The sequence below is a fragment of the Rathayibacter sp. PhB186 genome, assembly GCF_003751825.1.
Taxonomy (GTDB): domain Bacteria; phylum Actinomycetota; class Actinomycetes; order Actinomycetales; family Microbacteriaceae; genus Rathayibacter; species Rathayibacter festucae.
Map to the genome: position 1 here is coordinate 58707 of NZ_RJKO01000011.1, position 21849 is coordinate 80555.

Below are 21849 nucleotides of genomic sequence, written 5' to 3' on the forward strand. Positions count from 1 at the left end.
GATCGCGGCCGGATTGGAGCCTTCTCGGGCGACTCGGCTCCCGAGCGGGCGGCGCGGAGGCGGCGCGGGTCAGTCGAGGCGGACGCCTCGGAGGAGGACGAGGGTGGAGCCGACGGCGACGCCGGTGCCGATGAGGACGCCGCCGGCGCCGGCCGCGGCGGCGATCGTGCCGAGGAGGGTGGGCAGGGCGATCAGGCCCATGCGGTTGCCGGCGAGGCGGAGGGAGAGGGCGCGGCCGTGGCGGTCGGCGGGGGTGCGCTCGATCAGCCAGGACATGGTGATCGGCTGGCCGATGCCGAGCCCGAGACCCAGCAGGGCGACGGCGACGAAGAGCAGCGCGGTCGGAGCGGGCAGGGCGGTGAGGATCAGGCAGACGGCGGAGACGACGATGCCGGCGACCATCACGCGGGTGCGGCCGAAGCGGGAGGTCGTGGCGCCGAGCAGGAGGCGGGAGGCCATCGAGGCGAGGGCGCGGACGGTCAGCAGGGCGCCGACCACGCCCGCGGGCAGGCCGCGCTCGGCGCCGAGGGCGGGCAGGTAGACGACGGTCAGGTCGACGGCGGCGACGACGGTCGCGCTGGTGAGCAGAGCGCGGGCGAGGCCGGGGATCCGCAGCAGGCCGAGTGTCGAGCCCTCGGACGGGGCCTCGGCGGTGGCGCGGGGTGCGGGGCGGGCTATCGCGGTGGTGACGGCGAGGAGGAGGACGGCGAGCGCGCCTCCGACCAGGAACAGCGGGGCCGGGTCGGGGCGGACGGCGCTGCCGGCGAAGACGGGGATGAAGGCGGGGCCGATCGCCTGGCCGAGCGAGGCTGCGAAGGTGTAGTAGCCGAAGCGGCTGTCGAGGCGGATGCCGGCCGCTCCCCCGGCGACCACCGCCTGCTGGCCGACGACGCAGCCGAGGTGGCCGGCGCCGAGCAGGGCGGTGCCGCAGAGCAGGCCGACGAGGCCACCGCCCGCGAGCAGCAGCAGGCCGGCGGCGGCGATCGTCAGCAGCGAGCCGCAGGCCATCACGAAGCGCGCGCCGACCCGGTCGACGAGGCCGCCGACGGGCAGCGCGATCAGCAGGGGCACCACCGCGAACGAGGCGCCGAGCGCACCGAGCGCCCAGGCCGGCACGTCGAGCTGGATCGCCTGGTAGACGGCGGCCGGCCGCAGCAGGAACGCGACGGCCTGGATGAGCACCGCGTGCGTCAGCAGCGCACCGGTCGAGAGGGCCTGGCGGTCCGGCACGGCGCTCCCTCCCCTCGGCGGGCGGTCGCCCGCCGTCCATCCTGGCGCACCGTCGGGCCGGACCCCGCGCGCACGATCGCCCCCGCCGCTGCGGTCGGCGAGGAGCCCTCGGCGGTGAGTCGCCCGAGAAGACTCGTTCTCGGGCCAGGGAACGCGCCTTCTCGGGCGACTCAGTAGGCGAGATGGGGGCTGAGCTGCGAGGCTCCGGCGGCCGCATTCGACGCGCGGCGAACCCGAGCGCCGAGTCGCCCGAGAAGGCTCGTTCTCGGGCTGGAGAACGCGCCTTCTCGGGCGACTCGGTGGGTGCGGGACTCCCGCCGGCGGAGGGGGGGCGGCGATCCGGCGCGAACGGCTCCCTCGACGGCGGGGAGGCAGCCGTTGGTGACGGATCGGGCGACCCGAAGTGACGGGCGGAGCAGGAGCGCGGGCGCGGCGGGCCGGTCAGCGGTCGAGCGGTTCCGGGAGCGGCTGCGCGTGCTCCGGCAGGACGCCGAGGTGGTGGCGGCCTCGGAGACGGAACCAGGCGAGGCCGACCGTGACGACCGCGCCGACGACGATCAGGGCGATCCAGCGGAGGGGGCCGTCGCCGTAGACCTCGGTCCGGGGCCAGGCGAGGTTCACGGCCATCGCGGCTCCCCAGAGCACGGCGACGACGTTCACCGGCAGGCCGAGGCGGCCGAGCGAGAAGTAGCTGGTGGGCGCGTCGGCGGTGGGCCAGCGGCCACGCAGGCGGCGCAGCAGCAGGGGCACGGTGACCAGGAGGTAGGCGAGGTAGATCAGGATGACGGCGACGCTCGTCACGGCGGTGAAGATCTCGGGGGTGCCGATGTTGACGACGAGGATCAGCACGGCGAGCACGCCGATCAGGACGGCCGGGGCGACCGGGGTGCGGCGGCGCGGGTCGACGCGGGCGAGTAGGGCGCTGCCGGGCAGGGCGTTGTCGCGGGCCATCGCGAAGACCAGGCGGATGCCGGCGGTGTGCACGGCGAGCGCGCAGACGGTGATCGCGACCACGATGCAGCCGAGGAACACCGAGCCGAGCGGGCCGCCGAGCACCTGCAGGACCACGAGCTGCAGGCCGCCGGACGGGGAGCCGAGCGCGGGGTCGGTGAGATCGGGGGCGGCGAGGAGGCCGAAGAGGATGATCAGGCCGCCGAGAACGAACGAGGCGGTGATCGCGCGGAGGATCGCGGCGGGGGCGGTGCGCCGGGGGTCGACGGTCTCCTCGCCGAGCGAGCCGGCGGTGTCGAAGCCGTACATCACGTAGGCGGAGGCGATCGCGGCGATGAGGAACGCGCCGAGGTAGCCGCCGGGGACGCCCTCGCCGCGGCCGGCCGTCTCGAGGACGACGCTCGGCGGGTTGACCGCATTGGCGGCGAGGACGACGACGAGCAGCACCGCGGCGACCAGCTCGATCAGCACGCCGACGCTGTTGATGCGGGCCATCAGCCGCACGCCGATCGCGTTGACGCCGGTCGTGAACGCCACCAGGATCGCGCCCCAGAGCACCGCGCTGACCCCGGCGCTCGTGCCGGTGCCCTCGCCGACCAGCTGGAAGCCGCGCCAGATCTGCGGGAGCGTGCTCTGGTAGGCGAGCACCACGGCGGCGAGCGAGACGACGGAGGCGAGCGCCATGATCCAGCCGGCGAGCCAGCTCACGGTGGGGCCGGCCAGGCGCTTGCTCCAGTTGTAGACGGAGCCGGCGACCGGGTAGCGCGCGGCGAGCTCGGCGAAGCAGAGCGCCACAGCCAGCTGGCCGGCGAAGACCATCGGCCAGGACCACCAGTAGGCCGGGCCGCCGTTCGCGTAGCCGAAGGAGAAGAGCTGGAACGTGCCGGTCAGGATCGAGATGTAGCTGACTCCCGCGGCGAAGCTGCCGAAGCGGCCGATGCCGCGGGTGAGGGTCTGCCGGTAGCCGGACTCGGCCATGCCGTCGTCGGACATCCGCGCCTCCATGCACGGGATCGGGGCGTGCGAGGTCAGGATGGCAGGCCGGGGCGGGACGTGGGGTGCGGGGGCACGGATGGGGGTGATCGACGGAGCAGGCAGGGGCGGGTCTCGATACGCCGCTGCGCGGCTACTCGACCAGCATGGGGACGCCGCTGCGCGGCTGCTCGACCAGCATGGGGACGGCACTGCGGCTGCTCGAACAGCATGGGACGTGAGCGCGTCAGCTCGTCGAGGGGGTCGGCGGGCCGAAGACGAGGAGGAGCTCGGCGGGGGCGGCGGACTCGTTGGCGACTCCGTGGTGGCTGCCGGCCGGGGCGTAGAGGGCGTCGCCCGCGCGGAGGACGGCGCTCTCGCCGTCGACGGTCATCACGACCTCGCCGAGGACGACGACGTAGAGCTCGTCGGAGCTGTCCGGCGAGCAGCTGCCGGGGTCGCCCGCGAGGTGCACGTGCTCGCCCTCGGAGGTGCCCGGCTCGAGGTGGAAGCGCATCACCGAGCTGGGCAGCGCGGTGGTCGCCCGGAAGTAGTACTCCAGGTCGAGCACGCCCGAGCCGCCGTAGAGCGGGCGGCGGCGCGCATCCTCACCGAGTCTCTGGATCTGCACGGGGTCCTCCTCCGAAGTCGGTCCTCACCAGCCTGCCGGACGCGCGGCGCTCAGCCCAGGAGCGGCGCCGCGACCGGCGGTGTCACTCCGAAGGCCGACACGTCCTCGCTGGTCGCACCGTCGAGGGCGAGCTCGGCGAGCACGCGGCCGATGGTCGGCGTGAACTTGAAGGCATGCCCGGCGCCGAGCCCGACCAGGATGTCGGGGTGCTCGTCGAGCGGGCCGAGGACGAAGCGGCGGTCCGGCGTCAGCGCGTACTGGCAGGTGACGGTGCGCAGCACCTCGCCGGCGGTGGGCACCACGGCGCCGACGAAGCCGGTCAGCTCCTCCAGCAGCTCGGCCGAGGGGACGAAGGTGCGCTCGCGCGGCGCCATCAGGTTGTCGGAGACGTCGCGCGCGGCCTTGATCGTCGGCTCGCCGTAGGTCGGGAAGCCGTAGAAGCAGTGCTCGTCCTCCCAGATCCAGACCGGGAAGCGCTCGCGGTCGAAGGCGCTCGGCTCGGGCGGCGCGAAGTAGCTGACCTGCTCCTGCATCGTGACGAGCGGGAACTCGGCGCCGAGCGGCGCGAGCAGCTCGTTCGTCCAGGCGTCCGCGGCGAGGATCACCTTGCCCGCGAGCACGTCGCCGCCCGCGGTGCGCAGGACGACCCCGTCCTCGCCCGGGAGCAGCGCCTCGACCGGCGTGCGGTCGCGGATCACGGCGCCGTGCTGCCGGGCCCGCAGCTGCAGCACGGCGACCGTGCGGGCGGCGTGCACGATGCCGGAGTCGGCGGTGTACACCGTCTGCGTGCCCTCCGGCAGCGAGAACTGCGGCCAGCGCGCAGTGACCTCGGCCGGCGTGAGCAGCTCGAACGGCACTCCGCTCTCGGTGAGGCTCGACCGGAACGCCTCGGCGGAGTAGGGGCTGCCGGCCGGGAAGAAGACCAGCCCGCCGGTGATCGTGACGAGCGATTCGCCCGACTCCGCCTCGAGGTCGGCCCAGTCGAGGTACGCCGCCTGCGCGAGCCGGACGTACTCGGGGGCACCGTAGGAGGTGCGCAGGATGCGCGAGGTGTCGTGCGAGGCGCCGCGCACGTGGCCGAGCTCGAACTGCTCGAACGCGACGACCCGGGCTCCGCGGCGGGCCAGGTGGTAGGCGGCGGCGCTGCCGAGAGCGCCCATTCCGACGACGGCGACGTCGAACTTCTCCATGCTGATGCTTCGCTTCCGTGGATCGGTGAGGGCCGCCGGGATCGACGGCCCGGGTGACAGGGTCAGAGGACCTTGGACAGGAACGCGCGGGTGCGCTCGTGCTGCGGGTGGGCGAGTATCCGCTCGGGCGGCCCCGACTCGACGACGACGCCGCCGTCCATGAAGGTCACCGTGTCGGCGACCTCGCGGGCGAAGCCGATCTCGTGGGTGACGACGATCATCGTCATGCCCTCGGCGGCGAGGTCGCGCATCACGTCGAGCACCTCGCCGACCAGCTCGGGGTCGAGCGCGGAGGTCGGCTCGTCGAAGAGCATCAGGCGGGGTCGCATCGCGAGGGCGCGAGCGATGGCGACCCGCTGCTGCTGACCGCCGGAGAGCGAGCGCGGGTACGCGTCCGCCTTGGCGCCGAGGCCGACCCGGTCGAGCAGCACGCGGGCGCGGGCCGTGGCGTCCGACACCTTCTCGCGGCGGACCAGGACGGGCGCCTCGATCAGGTTCTCCAGCACGGTGAGGTGCGGGAAGAGGTTGAACTGCTGGAAGACCATGCCGATCTCACTGCGCCGCGTCGCGATCTCGGCGTCGCGCAGCTCGTGCAGACGGCCGTTGTGGCGGCGGTAGCCGACCAGCTCGCCGGCGACACTGATCGTGCCCGCGTCGATCTTCTCGAGGTGGTTGATGCAGCGGAGGAAGGTGCTCTTGCCCGAGCCGGACGGGCCGAGCAGGCAGGTCACCTCGCCCGGCGCGACGGTCAGGTCGATGCCGCGGATGACGAGGTTGCCGCCGTACTGCTTGTGCACGCCGGTCGCCTGGACCATGGGCGCGGTCACAGCGCTCCCTCCCCTCGGGCGGCGGGCCGCGGCCTCGCGCTCGCGAGCAGCGCCCCGAGCGGGGTCGGGCCCTGGACGATCCGGTCGCCGCGGGAGAAGCGCCGCTCGATCATCCGCTGGCCCGCGCTGAGGACGGTGGTGACGAGCAGGTACCAGAGGCTGACGGTGATGAGCAGCGGGATCACCTCGAAGTTGCGGGAGTAGATGGTCTGGGCGGCGAAGAGGATGTCGGGGATCGCGATCACGCTCACCAGCGACGTCGTCTTCAGCATCGAGATCGTCTGGTTGCCGGTCGGCGGGATGATGACCCGCATCGCCTGCGGCAGGACGATCCGGCGGAAGACCTGGGCCCTCCGCAGCCCGAGCGCCTCGGCGGCGTCGACCTGGCCGGGGTCGACCGAGAGCAGGCCCGCGCGGACGATCTCGGACATGTAGGCGCCCTCGTTGAGCCCGAGGCCGAGGATCGCGGCGAGGAACGGGCTGATCAGCACGTTGGTGTCGGCGCTGGCGAAGGTGGGGCCGAACGGGACGCCCAGGCTCAGCTCGGGGTAGAGCGCGGCGAGGTTGAACCAGAAGATCAGCTGCACCAGGAGCGGCGTGCCGCGGAAGAAGGCGACGAACGCGCCCGCCGCCGTGGCGACCACGAGCGTCTGCGACTGCCGGCCGACGGCCATCAGGACGCCGATGACGATGCCGACGACCATCGCGATCACGGTGAGCAGGAGCGTGGTGCCGAGGCCGCGGAGGATCCGCCCGTCGAGGAAGTAGCCGAAGACGCTGCCCCACTCGAAGTTGGGATTGGTCGCGACCGAGTGGGCGAGCAGCGCCGCCAGCACGAGGACCACGACGGTCGCGGCCCGCCGGCCCCAGTGCCGGACGGGGACCACGGTCTCGGGCGGCGCGGTGGTCGTCGCGCGCTGCTCCACGGCGGTCATCCGCTGATCTGGGCCGGGTCGGTGTAGAGCTCGGCCTGCTCGACCGCGCCGACCTCGACGCCGAAGCGCGCGAGGTTCTCCTGGTAGTCGCCCGTCGTCATCAGGTGCTCGAGGGCGGCCTGGAAGGCGGGGGCCAGCTCGGAGCCGTCCGGGAAGGCGATGCCCCAGGGGCTCGGCTCGAAGTTGACGTCGAGCGCCTCGAGCGCGCCGTCGGACTGCTCGGCCTGGAAGACGGCCGGGGGGACGGCGCTGACCGTCGCGTCGACGCGGCCGGAGCTCAGGGCGAGCACGGCGTCGGCCGCGGTCGGGAAGGTCGAGATCTCGATCGCCGGCTCGCCCGCCTCGGTGCAGACGACGTCCCACTTCGGCAGAGTGATGTCGTTCTCGGTCGAGCCCTTGAGCACGCCGACGGACTGGCCGCAGAGCGTGTCGATCGTGAGGTCGAGCGGGTTTCCACCCTCGACCAGCAGCGTGGTGCCGCCGAGGAAGTCGCTGACGAAGTCGACGGTCTCGAGCCGCTCGGCGGTGACGCCCAGTGCGGCCGCCGCGGCGTCGATCTTCTTCGAGGCCAGCGAGGGGAAGAGCGCATCGAACTTGATGTCCTCGAAGACGACGTCGAGGCCGAGCACCTCGCCGATCAGGCGCATCTCCTCGGGCTGCGAGCCCGAGAGCGTGGTGCCGTCGTCGGCCAGGTCGAGCAGCGGCGGGTAGCCGGGGCCGCTCGCGATGCGGATCTCGCCGGCCGCGGCGATGTCCTCGGGCACCAGGTCGGCGATGCTCTGCTCGAAGAGGGCGCTCGGCTCCGCGTCGGTCGTGGCGGCGGCGTCGGCCGAGCAGCCGGCGAGGAGGGCCGCGGAGGCGAGCACCGCCGTGACGACGGCGGCCCGGCGGGCGGGGTGCGGCGTGGAGCGGAGCGCCGTGCGGCTCGCGGGGCGGGGGACGGTCGGGTTCATGGGACTCCTAGGGCTGCGGGAAGCGTTCGTGGAGCAGGTGACGGCGCGCCGCCGTCGCACTCGGCGGGCCGTCGTGACCGCCGCCGGGCGAGTGCGATCACTGTAGGAACGGCGGGTTCCGGCGCTGTTACAGTGCGTGCTGGCGGCGATTCGGGCGCCACGGGATTGACGGTTCTGCAGAGGGGCGGCTCGTGAGCGGACGCGTGACGACGGGCCTGCGGGTGGTGCGGCTGCTCGGCGAGCGGCCGGATCCGACGGCGCCGCTCGGGGTCGGCGCTCTCGCCGCCGAGCTCGGCGCGCCGCTCAGCTCGGTCTCGCGGCTGTGCGCGGAGCTGGAGCGGACCGGTCTGATCGAGCGCGGCGCGGACTACGGCAGCTACCGCCTCGGCGCGGTCGCCGTGCGGCTCTCGGGGCGGGCCGCGGCGCCGATCGCTCGGTCGCTCCGCTTCGCTCTGACGCTCGCCGCGCAGCAGACCGGCGAGACCGTCGTGCTGGCGGCCGGAGCGCCCGGGTCGATGCGGGTGATCGGCAGCGTGCTCTCGTCGTGGACCCTGCACTCCCCCGCCGCGGTCGGCGAGAGGATCGACGACGCGGGGAGTGCGATCGCGCGCGCGGCGGATCCGCTGGCCCTCGGCGACGACGCGGGCGCGGAGACGACCGAGGGGCGGCGTGTGGAGATCGCGACGCCGCTGCTGACGCCCGGCGGCGAGTGCGCCGCGGTGCTGGCGGTGCGGCTGCCGGCGGTGCGGCTGCGCGAGAACGGGCCGCGGATCCGGCGAGCGCTGGCCGTCGCGCGGCGGAGCATCGAGGCGGGGCTGGACGGGTCGCGGGAGGCTCATGCGCGGCACGACACGGCGGACGGCGACGACGCGCCGGTCTCCATCACCCCTTCCGCCGGCGGCTCCGCCCTCCACGCCGTGCTGCCGCTCCTGCAGCACCTGGCCGACGGGCCGGACACCGCCGCCGGCGCCGCGCGGGCGACGGGCCTCCGCCGCGACCGCACCGGCCGGCTGCTCGAGGCCTGCGTCGCGGCGGGCGTGGTCGAGCGCGGCGGTGACGGGGAGCTCCGGATCGCCTGGGTCGTGCACGGCTGGTTCCGGGCGGCGGCCGCTCCGCTGATCGTCTCGCGCGGCGGGCCGCTCGTCGCCGAGGCAGCGCGGAGTCTGCGCGCCTGCGCGTTCGTCACCGTGCTCGCGGGGATGCGCAGTCTCACGCTCGTGGAAGAACTCGAGCTGGCCGGCGACGGCCTCGCGATGATCCCCTGGCTCGGCCGCGCCCACCCGATCGTCGGCTCGGACGGCGGCCCCACCATGCTGATGGACCTCGAGCCGGACGAGCTGACGCAGCTGTTCCCGGCCCGGCACACCCCGCGGGACCTGGCCCGGTTCCTCCGCCGGATGCAGACCGTCCGCCGCGACGGCGTCCTCTCGATGCAGGCCTACGACGACGCCGGCATGGTCTCGATCTCGGCGCCGATCCGCGACGCGAGCGGCGCCGTCGTGGCGGCGGCCTGCCTCGTCGGGATGGCCGACGACGTCACCGCGCGCTCCCGGGAGCTGGAGCGGGCAGCGATCCGGCTGGCGGAGGCGGTCTCGGGCGTCCTGCGCTGAGGGTGGCCGCGTGCGGGCGTGCACAACCAAGGCCGGAAGCCCCGAGAACCGCGAATTCTCGACCGATCGCGCCTTCCAGCCTTGGTTGTGCACGCACCGGTCCTCTGAGGGAGCACGGACCATCGTGTTCTCAGGGCGATGTCCATGCTGATCGAGTGGCCCGCGCAGCGGGCGTCTCGAGCGGAGGGAGCGCCTCGGGCGCCGGCGGAGGGCTGGGAGGAGCACGAAGGGAGGCCGACTCGGCGTGGGCTCGCACGCAGGAGCGCGTCGTCGCCGGGCGAGTGGGAGCGGCTCCCGACGCGAGGGAGCGCACATCGCTCCGCAGGTCAGCGGCTCCGCTCCTGACGCGGGATCTGCGTCAGGTCGATGCCGAGGACGCTCCGGAGCTGCGCGGCGAACGCCCGCTCGAGGTCGGCGCAGACCGGGTCGCCCTCGGCCCAGATCCTCGCGGCCCGGCAGCTCTCCTCGATCCGCTCGGCGGTCGCGGACCGCCACCACTGCGGGTCGGCGGCTGCGGCGAGGAGGGTGCGGGCGTCCTCGACCTCGCGCCGGTAGCGGGCGAGCAGTCCGCGCGTCCTCTCGGGGTCGGCCTTGGCCGCCCAGAGGTCGTCGATGTGGGACTGCAGTTCGGCGTCCCCGACGCGGCAGGCGTGGAGGACCAGCTCGCGCGCGTTCTCGAGCGGCGGGATGCGGGTGTCGTCGAGACCGGCCACGGTCATGGCCGTTCGCCGGCGATGCGGTGGTCTTCGGGGGGTCGGGGGTGCGGCGGTGTCGTCATCGAGATCCTTCGGCGCGCAGTCGGGGGCGGGGAGCGGCGGGGCCCGGCGACGTGCGTCCGACCGGCCGCGAGGGAGTGGGGGCTCTCCTGCGGCGGGCGAACGGTGCCCTCGTCGCCACGGCCCTGGGGTCGGCGTCCGCGGGCGGGCGCCCTCTCATGGGGCCGCGGGGGGATGCGACGACGGCCGACTCCGGATCCGCTCGTCGACGACGCTATCTGAACAACCCCTCAGACATCGAGGTGTTGACAGGGCCCCGGATCCGCACGAGTGGACGCGGGTGGGGCTCCGACGCCCGGCCGCACCCCGTTCCGCGTCCCGTCGCAGTGAGCCTGCCGCGCGAGTGGACCCGGATCGGGCTCCGGCGCTCTCGCAGCCCCCGCTCCGCGTCCAATCGACGCGGCGCAGCACGCAGCAGCGCTCGCCGAGATGATCCTGCGAGAAGAGAAGGACCCCCGGCGCGTCACGGTTCGCGCCCGGAGAGGCGCACTGGGGGAATTCGCTGGAGGCATGACGGGGGGCCGCCGCTCCTCCGAAAGATCACCTTATCAGTATGGCGAAGCCAATGCTGATCGAGTAGCCCGCGGAGCGGGCGTATCGAGATCCATCAGCGTCAGAAGTCGAGTCTGCAGACTGCCCTGCCGACGACGGCGGGTCTCGATACGCCCCTGCGGGGCTACTCGACCAGCATTACGCGGCGCAGCCGCGTCCTTTCCCTCGCCGGCGCGTCAGCGCGTCGTCGCCATCACGCGCAGGCGGCAGGCCAGCTCCAGGGCGAAGCGGGTGTCCGGGTCCTCGAGGTCCAGGGCCAGGGCCTGCTCGATGCGGCGAACGCGGTAGTTCACGGCGTTCGGGTGCAGCATCAGCACCTCGCCGGCCCGGGCGAGGGAGTTGCGGTTGCTGAGGTACGCCAGCAGCGTGCGCACGGAGATGGCCGAGCGTTCCGCGCCGAGGGCGTCCAGCGGCGCGAGCACGTCGTCGAGCAGCGCGCGGCTGAGCGGCGAGGCGTAGAAGTCGAGCAGCACCCGGCGCAGACCCGTGACGTCGGTGACCTCCACCGCGCCGAGGCGGCCCGCGGCGACGGCCGAGCCGGCGGTGATCCGCGCCTCCGTCGCCGACTGCCGGAGCCCCGAGGCGCCCGACTGCGGCGTGCCGAGCCCGACCGTGAACGTCCAGCCCTCCCCCGCGACCGCCACGCCGTACGCGATCAGCCGCTCCGCCACGTCCCGGACCCGCCGCTGGTGGTCCGGCGCGCCCGACTCCTCCGACGCCACCACCACCAGGTCGTCGTGGAAGACCGCGAGGTGCCAGACCTCGTCGCGGCCGTCGGTCAGCTGGAAGGCGTTCAGCTCGATCGCCGCGACCAGCGCGGCGGGGAGCCGGCGCTCGGCGTCGTCGCGGTGGCGCGGCGTGATCCAGGCGGCGGCGTGCGCGGAGGCGACCGGCAGCCCGGCGCGCGCGGCGTCGACCGCGAGCGCGTCGATGCGCGAGGACTCCGCCAGCAGCAGCTCGACCACGAGGTCGGCCCGCGAGCGCGCCGGGCCGAAGCGCACCTGCGACTCGCGCTGCAGCGCCCGCGAGAGCAGCGCGGCGATCACGGGCAGCGCGATCACCGCCGCGGTCTCCGGCTGCTCGGCGACCAGCCGCCCGACCGCGACCTCGCCGATGCAGACCGCGTCGGGGTCGCTCCAGGTGACGGCCGGGTCCTCGATCATCCGCAGCTCGATCCCGAGCGCCGCCGTCGCCGCGTCGAGCACGGCCGAGCGCGCATCGAGCGGATCGGCGTCGCAGGCGGCCCGGGCGGCGGCGATCGCCAGCTCCGCCCGGCCGAGCGCCTCGGCCGCCCCGCCGCGCAGCAGCCGGTCGATCGAGACGGCCAGCTCGGACGGCGGCGCGCTCGCGGTCAGCACCGGCAGCGCCCCGCGGTCGGCCAGCGAGCGCGAGGTCTCGGCCAGCGCCAGCTCGCCCACGAAGAGCAGCGCGGCGACCTCGGCCGCGATCGCCCGCCGGATGACGATGTCGATCTGGTACGCCCGCGGCTGCTCCGCGCCGTGCAGCACGATCACCAGGTGCCCGGGCAGCGCCTGCCCCACGTCCTCGAGCGCGAGCATCTCCACTCCGCTGAGCGAGACGCCCGCCGGGTCGCCCGCGCGGCAGACCATGCCGAACTGCTCGCCGTGCTCGAGGACGTGAAGGAGGGACGTCTGTGCCATGAGCACAATCATGGCCGTTTCCTCATGGTGACGGCACATTCCGCCCGCTTGCACCCCTGGCTAGCCTCGGAGCATGAGCTTCACGCCCCCGGCCGGACCGAGCCCCGTCCGCCTGATCACCCGCGACGACGTCGCTCCCCTGGCCGCCGGCTGCGCGGTCTTCGGCACCGGCGGAGGCGGCTCGGTGCACGGCGCCCAGCTCTCGGTCGAGAACGCGATCGAGGCCAACGGCCCGGTGCGCGTGGTCGGCGTCGCGGACCTCGGCCCGGACGACGCGGTCATCATCATGTCCGGGATGGGCGCTCCCTCGGTCGGCATCGAGATGCTCGGCTCGAGCAGCCAGGCGCACACGCTGCTGCGCGAGGTCGAGCGCCTGATCGGCCGCCCGGTCACCACCGTGATGGCGGCCGAGATCGGCGGCAGCAACGGCGTCGCGCCGGTCGGCTGGGCCGCGGAGCTCGGGCTCGCGGTGCTCGACGCGGACGGCATGGGCCGCGCGTTCCCGAAGGCCACGATGATCTCGATGAACGTTGCCGGTCTGCCGAGCGAGTTCGCGGTGATGAGCGACGTGGTCGGCAACGTCACCGTCCTCCGCACCGTCGACATCGCCTGGCTCGAGCGCCACGCCCGCGCCTTCACGGTCGCGGCCGGCGGCATCGCCCTCGGCGCGCACTACCTGCTCACCCACGAGACCGCCCCGGGCGCCGTGATCGAGGGCACCGTCAGCCGCGCGATCCAGGTCGGCCGCCGCCTGCTCGCCTCCGCCGACCCGGTGACCGACATCGCCGAGGAGCTCGGCGCGGCCGTGCTGATCGGCGGCAAGGTGATCGACATCGACCGCAGCACCGAGGGCGGCTTCACCCGCGGCTCCGTCACGATCGACGGCGTCGGCGCCGACCGCAGCCGGATGGTGCGGGTCGAGATCCAGAACGAGAACCTCGTGGTGATCGAGGACGGCGGCGTCGTCGTCAGCGTCCCCGACCTCGTCTCGATCCTCGACTCGGAGACCGGCGAGGCGATCTCGACCGAGATGCTCCGCTTCGGCCAGCGGGTGAGCGTGCTCGCCTGGGCCTGCGATCCGCTCTGGCGGACCCCGCGCGGGATCGAGCTGGCGGGCCCCGCCGCCTTCGACTTCGACTTCGACTACGTGCCGTTCGACGGCGCCGTGGCGGAGGTGGCTCGATGAGCGCCGCACTCCGCGACCTGTCCGTCGGCATCGACGTCGGCGGCACTAACACCGACGCCGTCGTGCTCGACGCCGACGGCGCGGTGACCGCCTGGACCAAGCAGGCCACCACCGAGGACGTCACCGGCGGCATCCGCGCCGCGCTCTCCGCGGTGCTCGGCGAGCTGGGCGCCGACCGCGACCGCGTCTCGCGCGTCATGCTCGGCACCACCCACGCCACCAACGCGATCGTCCGCCGCCGCGACCTCGGCCGCGTCGCCGTGATCCGGCTCGGCGCCCCCGCCTCGACCGAGTTCCCCTCGCTCTCCGGCTGGCCCGCCGACCTCCGCGACACCGTGCTCGCCGGCAGCCTGCTCGCCGGCGGCGGCCACCTGATCGACGGCTACCCGATCTCGCCGCTCGACGTCGACGGCGTCCGCCGCTTCCTCGACTCGCTCGAGGGCCGCTTCGACGCGGTCGCCGTCTGCGGGATCTTCAGCCCCTCCTTCCCGGAGCAGGAGCTCGAGGTCGCCGCGCTCGTCGCCGACCACGTCGGCGTGGACCTGCCCGTCTCGCTCAGCCACGAGATCGGCGCCCTGGGCCTGCTCGAGCGCGAGAACGCGACCGTGCTCAACGCCGCGCTGCACGGCATCGCCCGCGACGTGACGCAGGGACTGCTCACCGTGGTCGACGAGGAGCGCCTCGACGCCGCCACCTTCTTCGCTCAGAACGACGGCACGCTGATGGCCGTCGAGTACGCGGCCCGCTACCCCGTGCTCACCATCGGCTCGGGCCCCGCCAACTCGATCCGCGGCGCCGCGTTCCTCTCCGGCGCCGACGACGCGATCATCATCGACATCGGCGGCACCACCAGCGACCTCGGCGTGCTCGTCGACCGCTTCCCCCGCGAGTCGACCCTGCCGCGCGAGATCGGCGGCGTCCGCACCAATTTCCGGATGCCCGACATCCTCAGCGTCGGGATCGGCGGCGGCACGATCGTCGACACGGCCACCGGCGTGCCGACCACCGACTCGGTCGGCTACCGGATCGCCCGCGAGGGCCTGCTCTTCGGCGGCGCGACCGCCACCCTCACCGACGCCGCCGCGATGCAGCTGCCCGGGATGATCCCCGGCAGGGCCCTCCCCGCGCTGGACCGCGCCACCCGCTCCGCCCTCGGCAACGCCCTCGCCGTGGCGCAGGACCGGATCGAGTCGGCCGTCGAGCGGATGTCGCTCGGCCGCGTCGGCCTGCCGCTCGTGGTCGTCGGCGGCGGCGGCTTCCTGGTCCCGGACCACGTGCACGGCGCGAGCGAGGTGCTCCGCCCCGACCGCGGCAACGTGGCCAACGCCGTCGGCGCCGCGATCGCCCTGGCCGGCGGCCGCGCCGACCAGCTGTGCGACCACGTCGACCGCGCCGCCGCGATCGAGGCGGCCGGCCGGATCGCGATCGAGCGCGCGATCCAGGCCGGCGCCGATCCGCGGCTCGTCGAGATCGTCGACGTGCTCGAGACGCCGCTGTCCTACTCGGCCAGCGCGTCGCTCAAAGTCTCCGTGAAGGCCGCGGGCCCGCTGGCCCTGATCGGGAGTCCTGCACCACTCGCCCTGCATTCCCCGAAGGACGCATCATGACCCGTTCTCCCCGCACCACAGCGCTCCGAGTCCCGGCCGTCGCCGCGGGCTCGCTGGTGGCGCTGCTCGCCCTGAGCGCCTGCTCGGCCCCCGCCGGCGGCTCCGCGTCCGGCGCCGACCCCGTCTCGGGCGGCACCTTCTCCCTCGCGATCAACGACGACCCGGGCAGCCTGAACCCGTTCACCGGCGTCTCGCTCGTGCAGCGCGCGATGGTCACCTTCGGCTACGACTCGCTGGCCTACACGACCCCCGAGGGCGAGGTCGTGCCCTTCCTCGCCGAGAGCTGGGAGAGCACGCCCACCTCGATCTCGTACACGCTGAAGGACGGCATCACCTGCGCCGACGGCACCCCCTTCACCGCCGAGACGGCCGCGGCGAACTTCGCCTACCAGGCCAACGCCGACAACGGCACGTTCTGGTTCGGCTCGAGCGTGACCGCCGACATGACGGCGACCGCGGAGGGGAACGTCGTCACCGTCACCTCGACGGCCAACAACCCGTTCCTGCTCCAGGGCACCGGCAGCATCGAGATGGTCTGCCAGGCCGGCCTCGACGACCCGTCGACCCTGACCGACACCACCAACGGCACCGCGCTCTACGCGCTGACCGCGTCGAGCCCCGGCTCCGACTACACCTACACGAAGCGCGACGGCTACACCTGGGGCCCGGACGACGTCACCAGCGACACGGAGGGCCTGCCCGACGAGATCGAGGCGCGGGTGATCACCGACGAGGCGACCGCCGCGAACCTGCTGATCTCGGGCGAGCTCAACGCCGCCTCCGTCATCGGCGCCGACCGCCAGCGCCTCGACGCGGCCGGCCTGGACACCGAGGGCGTGCTCAACCCGATCGGCGAGATGCTCTTCAACGAGCGCGCCGACCGCCCCACCGCCGACGTCCGCGTCCGCCAGGCGCTGACCCTCTCGCTCGACCGCGACGCCGTGGGCGAGCTGGTCACCGACGGCAACGCCGTCGACTCGGTCTCGCTGGTCAACCAGATCCCGCTCACCTGCGTCGCCGGCGGCCCGGAGTGGACGCTGCCCGACACCGACGTGGACGCCGCCGGCGAGCTGCTCGACGAGGCCGGCTACCCGCTCGGCTCCGACGGACTGCGCGCGAAGGACGGCGAGCCGCTGACCATCCGCTTCCTCTACGACGCCGGAACGCCCTCGCACGGCGCCGCCGCCGAGGAGGTCCAGCAGGAGTGGAACGAGCTCGGCATCACGACCGACCTGGTCGCCGAGGACTCGGCCGGCTGGTCGACCGACCTCTACCAGAGCTACGACTGGGACACCGGCTTCATCCAGCTCGCCCCCTCCAGCCCCGTGGTGCTGAGCCTGTTCTTCCTCGGTGAGACGAGCGAGAACGGCGGCTACAACTTCATGGGAGTCTCGAACCCCGAGTACAACGCCCTCGCGACGCAGGCGCTCAGCGCCGGCACCGCCGACGAGGCCTGCGGTGTCTGGAAGCAGGCCGAGGCCGAGCTGATCGAGCGGGTCGACGTCTTCCCGCTCGCCGAGACGGAGTCGCCGATGTACGTCAAGGGCGCGACCCTCGAGCGTCCCGGCACCGTCGCTCCCACCACGATCCGGATGCAGGGCTGACCATGACGATCCCCTCGGTGCGACCCACGGCCCCGCTGTCACCGGCCTCCCCGCCGAGCGCGCCCGCGGCCGGTCCGCGCCGGGGGGATCGTCTGCTCGGCGTGGTCGGCTCCCCGCGCCTCGCCTTCCTGCTCAAGCGGTTCGCCCGCGCGGCGGTCTCGCTGGTGATCGTGCTGATCGCCTCCTTCTTCATGGTCCACTTCGTGCCCGGCGACCCGGTGCGCGCGGCCCTGGGCCCGACGGCTCCGGCCGAGACCGTGGCGGTGCTGCGGAGCACCCTCGGCCTCGACCTGCCGATCGGCCAGCAGTTCGCGAACTACCTCGGCGGGCTGCTGCGCGGCGACCTCGGCACCTCGATCAGCACGCAGCGCCCGGTCGGCAGCACGCTGGCCGAGCGGCTGCCCGCCACGCTGATGCTCTCGGTCGTCGCCTTCGCGGTCGCCGCGCTCGGCGCGTTCCCGATCGGCGTCGCGACGGCCGTCTCGGCCCGCGCCGGCCGGCACCGCACGCTCGACCTCGGCGTCTCGGGACTGCTCGGCGTCGTGATCGCGATCCCCAACTTCCTGCTCGCGGTCGTGCTGATCTGGCTGTTCAGCATCGTCGTGCCGCTCGCGCCGTCCGCGGGCTGGGGCGGCCCGGAGTACGCGATGCTGCCGGTGCTCGCGCTCGCCATCGGCCCGCTCGCCTACCTCGCGCGCATCGTGCACGTCGAGATGGTGCGGGTGCTGGAAGCGCCGTACCTCACCACCGCGCGCAGCAAGCGGCTGCCGGGGCACCTGCTCTACCTCCGGCACGCGCTGCCCAACATCGTCACGGCGACGCTGACCGCGGGCGGAGTGGTGCTCACCGGCCTCGTCGCCGGCACGGTGCTGATCGAGACGGTCTTCGTCATCCCGGGCATCGGATCGACGATCGTCTCGTCGATCACCACCAAGGACTACCCGCTGATCCAGGGCATCGTGCTGATGTACGCCGTCCTGGTCCTCGCCGCCAACCTCGTCATCGACCTGCTGCTCGCCGCGCTCGACCCGCGGTCGGCCATCGCGGAGGCCTGAGCCATGAGCACTGCATCCTGTTCCCCCCGCCCGTCCCTCGCCCACCGGCTGCCGGAGTCGTTGCGCACCCCGCAGGGCGTCGCCGCCGCCGTCGGCCTCGTCCTGGTGGTCCTCGCGACGATCCTCGGCCCGATCCTCTTCGGCGACCTGGCCACCGAGCGCTCGATCGCCGACCGCCAGCAGGGCGCGAGCCTCGCGCACCCCTTCGGCACCGACGACCTCGGCCGCGACCTCCTCGCCCGCGTCGTCGTCGCCACCCGCGTCTCGGTGCTGCTCACCCTCGGCGCGACCGGCATCTCGGTCGTCGGCGGCGTGCTGCTCGGCGTCGTCGCGGTGCTGCTGCCCCGCCTGCTGCAGCGGCTGATCGCGGGCCTCATCGACATCCTGCTGTCCTTCCCCTGGCTGCTGCTCGCGCTGTTCTTCTCGGTGATCTGGGGCACGACCGCGGTCGGCGCGATGCTCGCCGTCGGCTTCGCCGGCATCCCGGTCTTCGCGCGGCTCACCAGCACGCTCGCGGCCTCGGTCTCGTCCAGCGACTACGTCCGCGCCGCCGGGATGCTCGGCAGCCGCCCGCTGCGCACGACCGTCCGGCACGTGGTGCCGAACATCCTGCCGCCGCTGCTGGTCAACTCGGCCGCGCACGCCTCCGTCACACTGCTCTCCTTCGCCGCGCTGTCCTTCCTCGGCCTCGGCGTCCAGGCGCCCGAGTACGACTGGGGCCGGCTGCTCAACGAGGGCGCGAAGCGGATCTACGTCGATCCGATGGCCGCGATCGGCCCCGGCATCGCCGTGGTGCTGGTCGGCGTCGTCTTCGCCCTGCTCGGCGAGGTCTTCAGCGAGTCGTCCTCGCGCCGCCGCCCGGTGAAGGCCGTGAAGCGCCGGCGCTCGGACGAGGTCGTCGCCGCGGTCACCGACGCGATGCCCGTCGTCGAGATGTCCGGGCTGCGCGTGGCGTTCCCCGGCCGCGACGGCGCGATGACCGAGCGCGTCCACGGCGTCGACCTGACGATCCTGCCCGGCGAGACCGTCGGCATCGTCGGCGAGAGCGGCTCGGGCAAGTCGGTCACGGCGAGCGCCGTCGCCGGGCTGCTCGGCCCCGACGCGCTGGTCACCAGCGAGCAGCTCGTCTTCCGCGGCATCGACATGACCGCGGTGCCCAACGCCGCCGAGCGCCGGCGCCTCGGTCTCGAGCAGGCGATGATCTTCCAGGACCCGCTGACCTCGCTCAACCCGGCGCTCACCATCGGCCGCCAGCTGCGCGAGGCGAGCGAGGTGCACGCCCGCACCCCGCGCGCCGAGTCGCTGCGCCGCGCGATCGACAAGCTGAACCTGGTGCGCATCCCGGACGCCGAGAAGCGGGTCGGCCGGCTGCCGCACGAGTTCTCCGGCGGCATGCGGCAGCGGGCGATGATCGCGATGGGCCTGATGGGCACGCCGCGGCTGCTGATCGCGGACGAGCCGACCACCGCGCTCGACGTCACCGTGCAGCGGCAGGTGATGCAGGCGCTGCGCGAGGCGCAGACCGCGACCGGAGCGGCGATCCTCTTCATCTCGCACGACATCGCGCTGGTCAGCGGCTTCTGCGACCGGATCGTGGTGATGCGCGACGGTCGGGTGGTCGAGGAGATCGCCGCGGACCGCCTCGACGAGGCGCGGCACCCCTACACGCGCGGGCTGATCGCCTGCGTGCCGGACATGGCGACCGACCGGAGCGCGGCGCTCCCGGTGATCGCGGCGATCGACGAGGAGCCGCCTTCCGCCGACCGGACCGCCCACGACGAGCCCGCCCACGACCTGACCGCCCACGACCAGGAGGCACTGACCGCATGAGCGAGCTGCGCTACGAGGCGGTGACCGTGCGCTTCGGCCACGGCCGCTCGGCGACCACGGCCGTCGACGCCGTGGATCTCACGGTCCGGCCCGGCACCACCCACGGACTGGTCGGCGAGTCCGGCTCCGGCAAGTCGACGGTCGCGCGGGTCGCGGTCGGCCTCACCCCGCTGCACTCCGGCCGGATCCTGCTCGACGGCGTCGACATCACCAGCCGCGAGCCGTCCGCCCGGGCCGCGCGCCGCCGGGTGCAGATGGTGTTCCAGGACCCGCTGTCCGCACTCGACCCGCGGATGAGCGTCGGCGCCTCGATCGCCGAGGGACTGCTCGCGACCGGCCGGCGCCACTCCGCCGCCGCCCGCGACGACCGGGTCCGCGAGCTGCTCGACCTGGTGCACATCGACCCGGCGCGCGCCGACGACCGCCCGACCGCCTTCTCCGGCGGGCAGCGCCAGCGGATCACGATCGCCCGGGCGCTGGCCGCCGAGCCGCAGGTGCTGATCGCCGACGAGATCACCTCGGCGCTCGACGTCTCGGTGCAGGGCGTGGTGCTCAACCTCCTCCGGGAGCTGCAGCAGAGACTCGACCTCACGATGCTCTTCATCTCGCACAACCTCGCCGTCGTCCGCTACGTCAGCGACGAGGTCTCGGTGATGCGCGGCGGGCGCCTCGTCGAGCACGGCACGACCGACACCGTGCTGTCCGATCCCGCCGACCCGTACACGAGGCAGCTGCTCCGGGCCGTGCCCGTGATGGGCCGGCCTCTCGACCTGGAGGACGCATGACCGAGCTCCTGATCCGCTCCGCTCGCTTCGCGGGGCAGGACGCCCCCGCCGACCTGCTGCTGCGCGACGGCGCGATCGCCGAGATCGCCCCGGCCGGCACGCTGCCGGGCAGCACCGAGGCGCTCGACGCCGACGGCCGCTTCCTCGCGCCCGGCTTCTGGGACGCGCACGTGCACTTCACCCAGTGGGTGGTGCGGAGGCAGCGGGTCGACCTCGCGCCCGCGGCGAGCGCCGCCGAGGCCGTGGCGATCATGCGCGCGGCGCTGCCGGTGCGCGAGGACGCCGTGCTGATCGGCTACGGCTTCCGCGACGGCCTCTGGACGGACGCGCCGACCCGCGCCGCCCTGGACGCGATCGCGCCCGATCGGCCGCTCGTCCTGATCAGCGGCGACCTGCACTGCGGCTGGCTCAACAGCGCGGCCGGCCGGCGCTTCGGCCTGTCGATCCCGGAGGACGGGGTGCTGCGCGAGACGGAGTGGATCGGCACGCTCGACCTGATCGACGCCGTCGGCCTGCCCTCCGTCGCCGCCTACCGCGAGACCGCTGAGGCCGCCGCGGCCCGCGGAGTCGTCGGCATCGTCGAGTTCGAGAACGCCGACAACTCCCGCGCCTGGCCGGCCCGCATCGCGGAGGGCGTCACATCCCTGCGCGTCGAGACCTCGGTCTGGCCCGACCGGCTCGACGACGCGATCGCCCGCGGGCTGCGCACCGGCGACGCCCTCGATCCGGCCGGCCTCGCCCGGATGGGCCGCCTCAAGATCGTCGTCGACGGCTCGCTGAACACCCGCACCGCCTACTGCTTCGACCCCTACCCCGGGATCGCCGCCGACCACCCGCACCCCTGCGGCGTGCTGAGCGTCGCGCCCGAGGAGGTGGAGGGCCTGCTGGTCCGCGCCCGCGACGCGGGCATCCTCCCGGCCGTGCACGCCATCGGCGACCGCGCGAACGCCGAGGTGCTCGACGTCTTCGAGCGACTGCGCCTCGCGGGCACGATCGAGCACGCCCAGCTCGTCGCGGCGGAGGACTTCGCCCGCTTCGGCCGCCTCGGGCTCGTCGCGAGCGTGCAGCCGGAGCACGCGATGGACGACCGCGACGTCGCGGACCGGCACTGGGCCGGCCGCACCGACCGCTCCTTCGCCTTCGCCTCGCTGCACGCCGCCGGCGCGACCCTCGCCCTCGGCTCCGACGCGCCGGTCGCCCCGCTCGACCCGTGGATCTCGCTGGCCGCCGCCGTCAGCCGCCGCCGCGACGGCCGCGAGGCCTGGCACCCGGCCGAGCGGCTGCCGTTCGACGTCGCGCTCGCGGCGAGCACCCGCGGGGCGACCGTCGCCGTGGGAGCCGCGGCCGACCTCGTGCTGCTCGACCGCGACCCGGCGGCCGCCGACGACGCGGAGCTGCGCACGACACCCGTCGCGGCGACCCTCCTCGGCGGCCGGCCGACCTGGTCCGTGCTCTGACGGACTCTCCTCCACAGGGCCGCGCCGGACCGGTGTC

Annotated in this window: 17 protein-coding genes; 8 read left to right on the forward strand and 9 right to left on the reverse strand. The window is 74.0% G+C overall.

Features of this window, described 5'->3' with window-relative positions:
• Window positions 1-69 precede the first annotated feature (69 nt).
• From EDF45_RS19660 to EDF45_RS19690, 7 genes are all read right to left on the reverse strand, one after another.
• On the reverse strand, window positions 70-1230 hold the full coding sequence (locus EDF45_RS19660; RefSeq protein ID WP_123737650.1) for an MFS transporter: 1161 nt from the start codon (window positions 1228-1230) through the stop codon (window positions 70-72).
• Window positions 1231-1671: 441 nt separating this feature from the next.
• The gene (locus EDF45_RS19665) at window positions 1672-3174 is read right to left on the reverse strand and encodes an APC family permease (protein ID WP_260312336.1); all 1503 of its coding nucleotides are present in this window, start codon (window positions 3172-3174) and stop codon (window positions 1672-1674) included.
• 226 nt (window positions 3175-3400) lie between these two features.
• Window positions 3401-3784, reverse strand: a complete 384-nt coding sequence (locus tag EDF45_RS19670) for a cupin domain-containing protein (RefSeq protein ID WP_123737648.1) — start codon at window positions 3782-3784, stop codon at window positions 3401-3403.
• A gap of 50 nt (window positions 3785-3834) precedes the next feature.
• Window positions 3835-4974, reverse strand: coding sequence for an N-methyl-L-tryptophan oxidase (gene solA / locus EDF45_RS19675; protein WP_123737647.1), 1140 nt, complete (start codon window positions 4972-4974; stop codon window positions 3835-3837).
• 62 nt (window positions 4975-5036) lie between these two features.
• Window positions 5037-5801: an amino acid ABC transporter ATP-binding protein gene (locus tag EDF45_RS19680; RefSeq protein ID WP_279630176.1), complete on the reverse strand. Its 765-nt coding sequence runs from the start codon at window positions 5799-5801 to the stop codon at window positions 5037-5039.
• Window positions 5798-6736 carry an amino acid ABC transporter permease gene (locus tag EDF45_RS19685; RefSeq protein ID WP_123737645.1) on the reverse strand — a complete coding sequence of 313 codons (939 nt, stop codon included), beginning with the start codon at window positions 6734-6736 and terminating at the stop codon, window positions 5798-5800. Before EDF45_RS19685 ends, EDF45_RS19680 begins: the two co-directional genes overlap by 4 nt.
• On the reverse strand, window positions 6733-7689 hold the full coding sequence (locus EDF45_RS19690) for an ABC transporter substrate-binding protein (protein WP_123737644.1): 957 nt from the start codon (window positions 7687-7689) through the stop codon (window positions 6733-6735). The genes EDF45_RS19685 and EDF45_RS19690 overlap by 4 nt, the downstream gene beginning before the upstream one ends.
• Window positions 7690-7880: 191 nt before the next feature.
• Here EDF45_RS19690 and EDF45_RS19695 point away from each other — a divergent pair, with 191 nt between their 5' ends.
• Window positions 7881-9299 carry a helix-turn-helix domain-containing protein gene (locus EDF45_RS19695; RefSeq protein ID WP_123737643.1) on the forward strand — a complete coding sequence of 473 codons (1419 nt, stop codon included), beginning with the start codon at window positions 7881-7883 and terminating at the stop codon, window positions 9297-9299.
• A gap of 326 nt (window positions 9300-9625) precedes the next feature.
• On the opposite strand, the gene EDF45_RS19700 is transcribed toward EDF45_RS19695, so the two are convergent.
• Entirely contained in the window at window positions 9626-10012 is a 387-nt protein-coding gene (locus EDF45_RS19700; RefSeq protein WP_148070852.1) for a hypothetical protein, read from the reverse strand.
• 791 nt (window positions 10013-10803) lie between these two features.
• Complete coding sequence (locus EDF45_RS19705) at window positions 10804-12288, reverse strand: CdaR family transcriptional regulator (RefSeq protein ID WP_221181170.1); 1485 nt, start codon at window positions 12286-12288, stop codon at window positions 10804-10806.
• A gap of 73 nt (window positions 12289-12361) precedes the next feature.
• On the opposite strand from EDF45_RS19705, the gene EDF45_RS19710 reads away from it, so the two are divergent.
• Genes EDF45_RS19710 through EDF45_RS19740 form a run of 7 tightly spaced genes read left to right on the forward strand, consistent with a single transcriptional unit; the run spans window position 12362 to window position 21812 of the window.
• Window positions 12362-13474 (forward strand): DUF917 domain-containing protein, encoded by a 1113-nt coding sequence (locus tag EDF45_RS19710; protein ID WP_208110649.1) that lies wholly within the window; start codon window positions 12362-12364, stop codon window positions 13472-13474.
• Window positions 13471-15081: a hydantoinase/oxoprolinase N-terminal domain-containing protein gene (locus tag EDF45_RS19715; protein ID WP_123737641.1), complete on the forward strand. Its 1611-nt coding sequence runs from the start codon at window positions 13471-13473 to the stop codon at window positions 15079-15081. Before EDF45_RS19710 ends, EDF45_RS19715 begins: the two co-directional genes overlap by 4 nt.
• Window positions 15078-16685 carry an ABC transporter substrate-binding protein gene (locus EDF45_RS19720; protein WP_123737640.1) on the forward strand — a complete coding sequence of 536 codons (1608 nt, stop codon included), beginning with the start codon at window positions 15078-15080 and terminating at the stop codon, window positions 16683-16685. The genes EDF45_RS19715 and EDF45_RS19720 overlap by 4 nt, the downstream gene beginning before the upstream one ends.
• A 17-nt stretch (window positions 16686-16702) precedes the next feature.
• On the forward strand, window positions 16703-17740 hold the full coding sequence (locus tag EDF45_RS19725; RefSeq protein ID WP_221181497.1) for an ABC transporter permease: 1038 nt from the start codon (window positions 16703-16705) through the stop codon (window positions 17738-17740).
• Window positions 17741-17743: 3 nt separating this feature from the next.
• Window positions 17744-19570, forward strand: a complete 1827-nt coding sequence (locus EDF45_RS19730) for a dipeptide/oligopeptide/nickel ABC transporter permease/ATP-binding protein (RefSeq protein WP_148060348.1) — start codon at window positions 17744-17746, stop codon at window positions 19568-19570.
• A complete protein-coding gene (locus EDF45_RS19735; protein WP_123448029.1) occupies window positions 19567-20355 on the forward strand; it encodes an ABC transporter ATP-binding protein in 789 nt (262 codons plus the stop codon). The genes EDF45_RS19730 and EDF45_RS19735 overlap by 4 nt, the downstream gene beginning before the upstream one ends.
• The gene (locus EDF45_RS19740) at window positions 20352-21812 is read left to right on the forward strand and encodes an amidohydrolase (RefSeq protein ID WP_123737637.1); all 1461 of its coding nucleotides are present in this window, start codon (window positions 20352-20354) and stop codon (window positions 21810-21812) included. The genes EDF45_RS19735 and EDF45_RS19740 overlap by 4 nt, the downstream gene beginning before the upstream one ends.
• The last annotated feature ends 37 nt before the right edge of the window (window positions 21813-21849 follow it).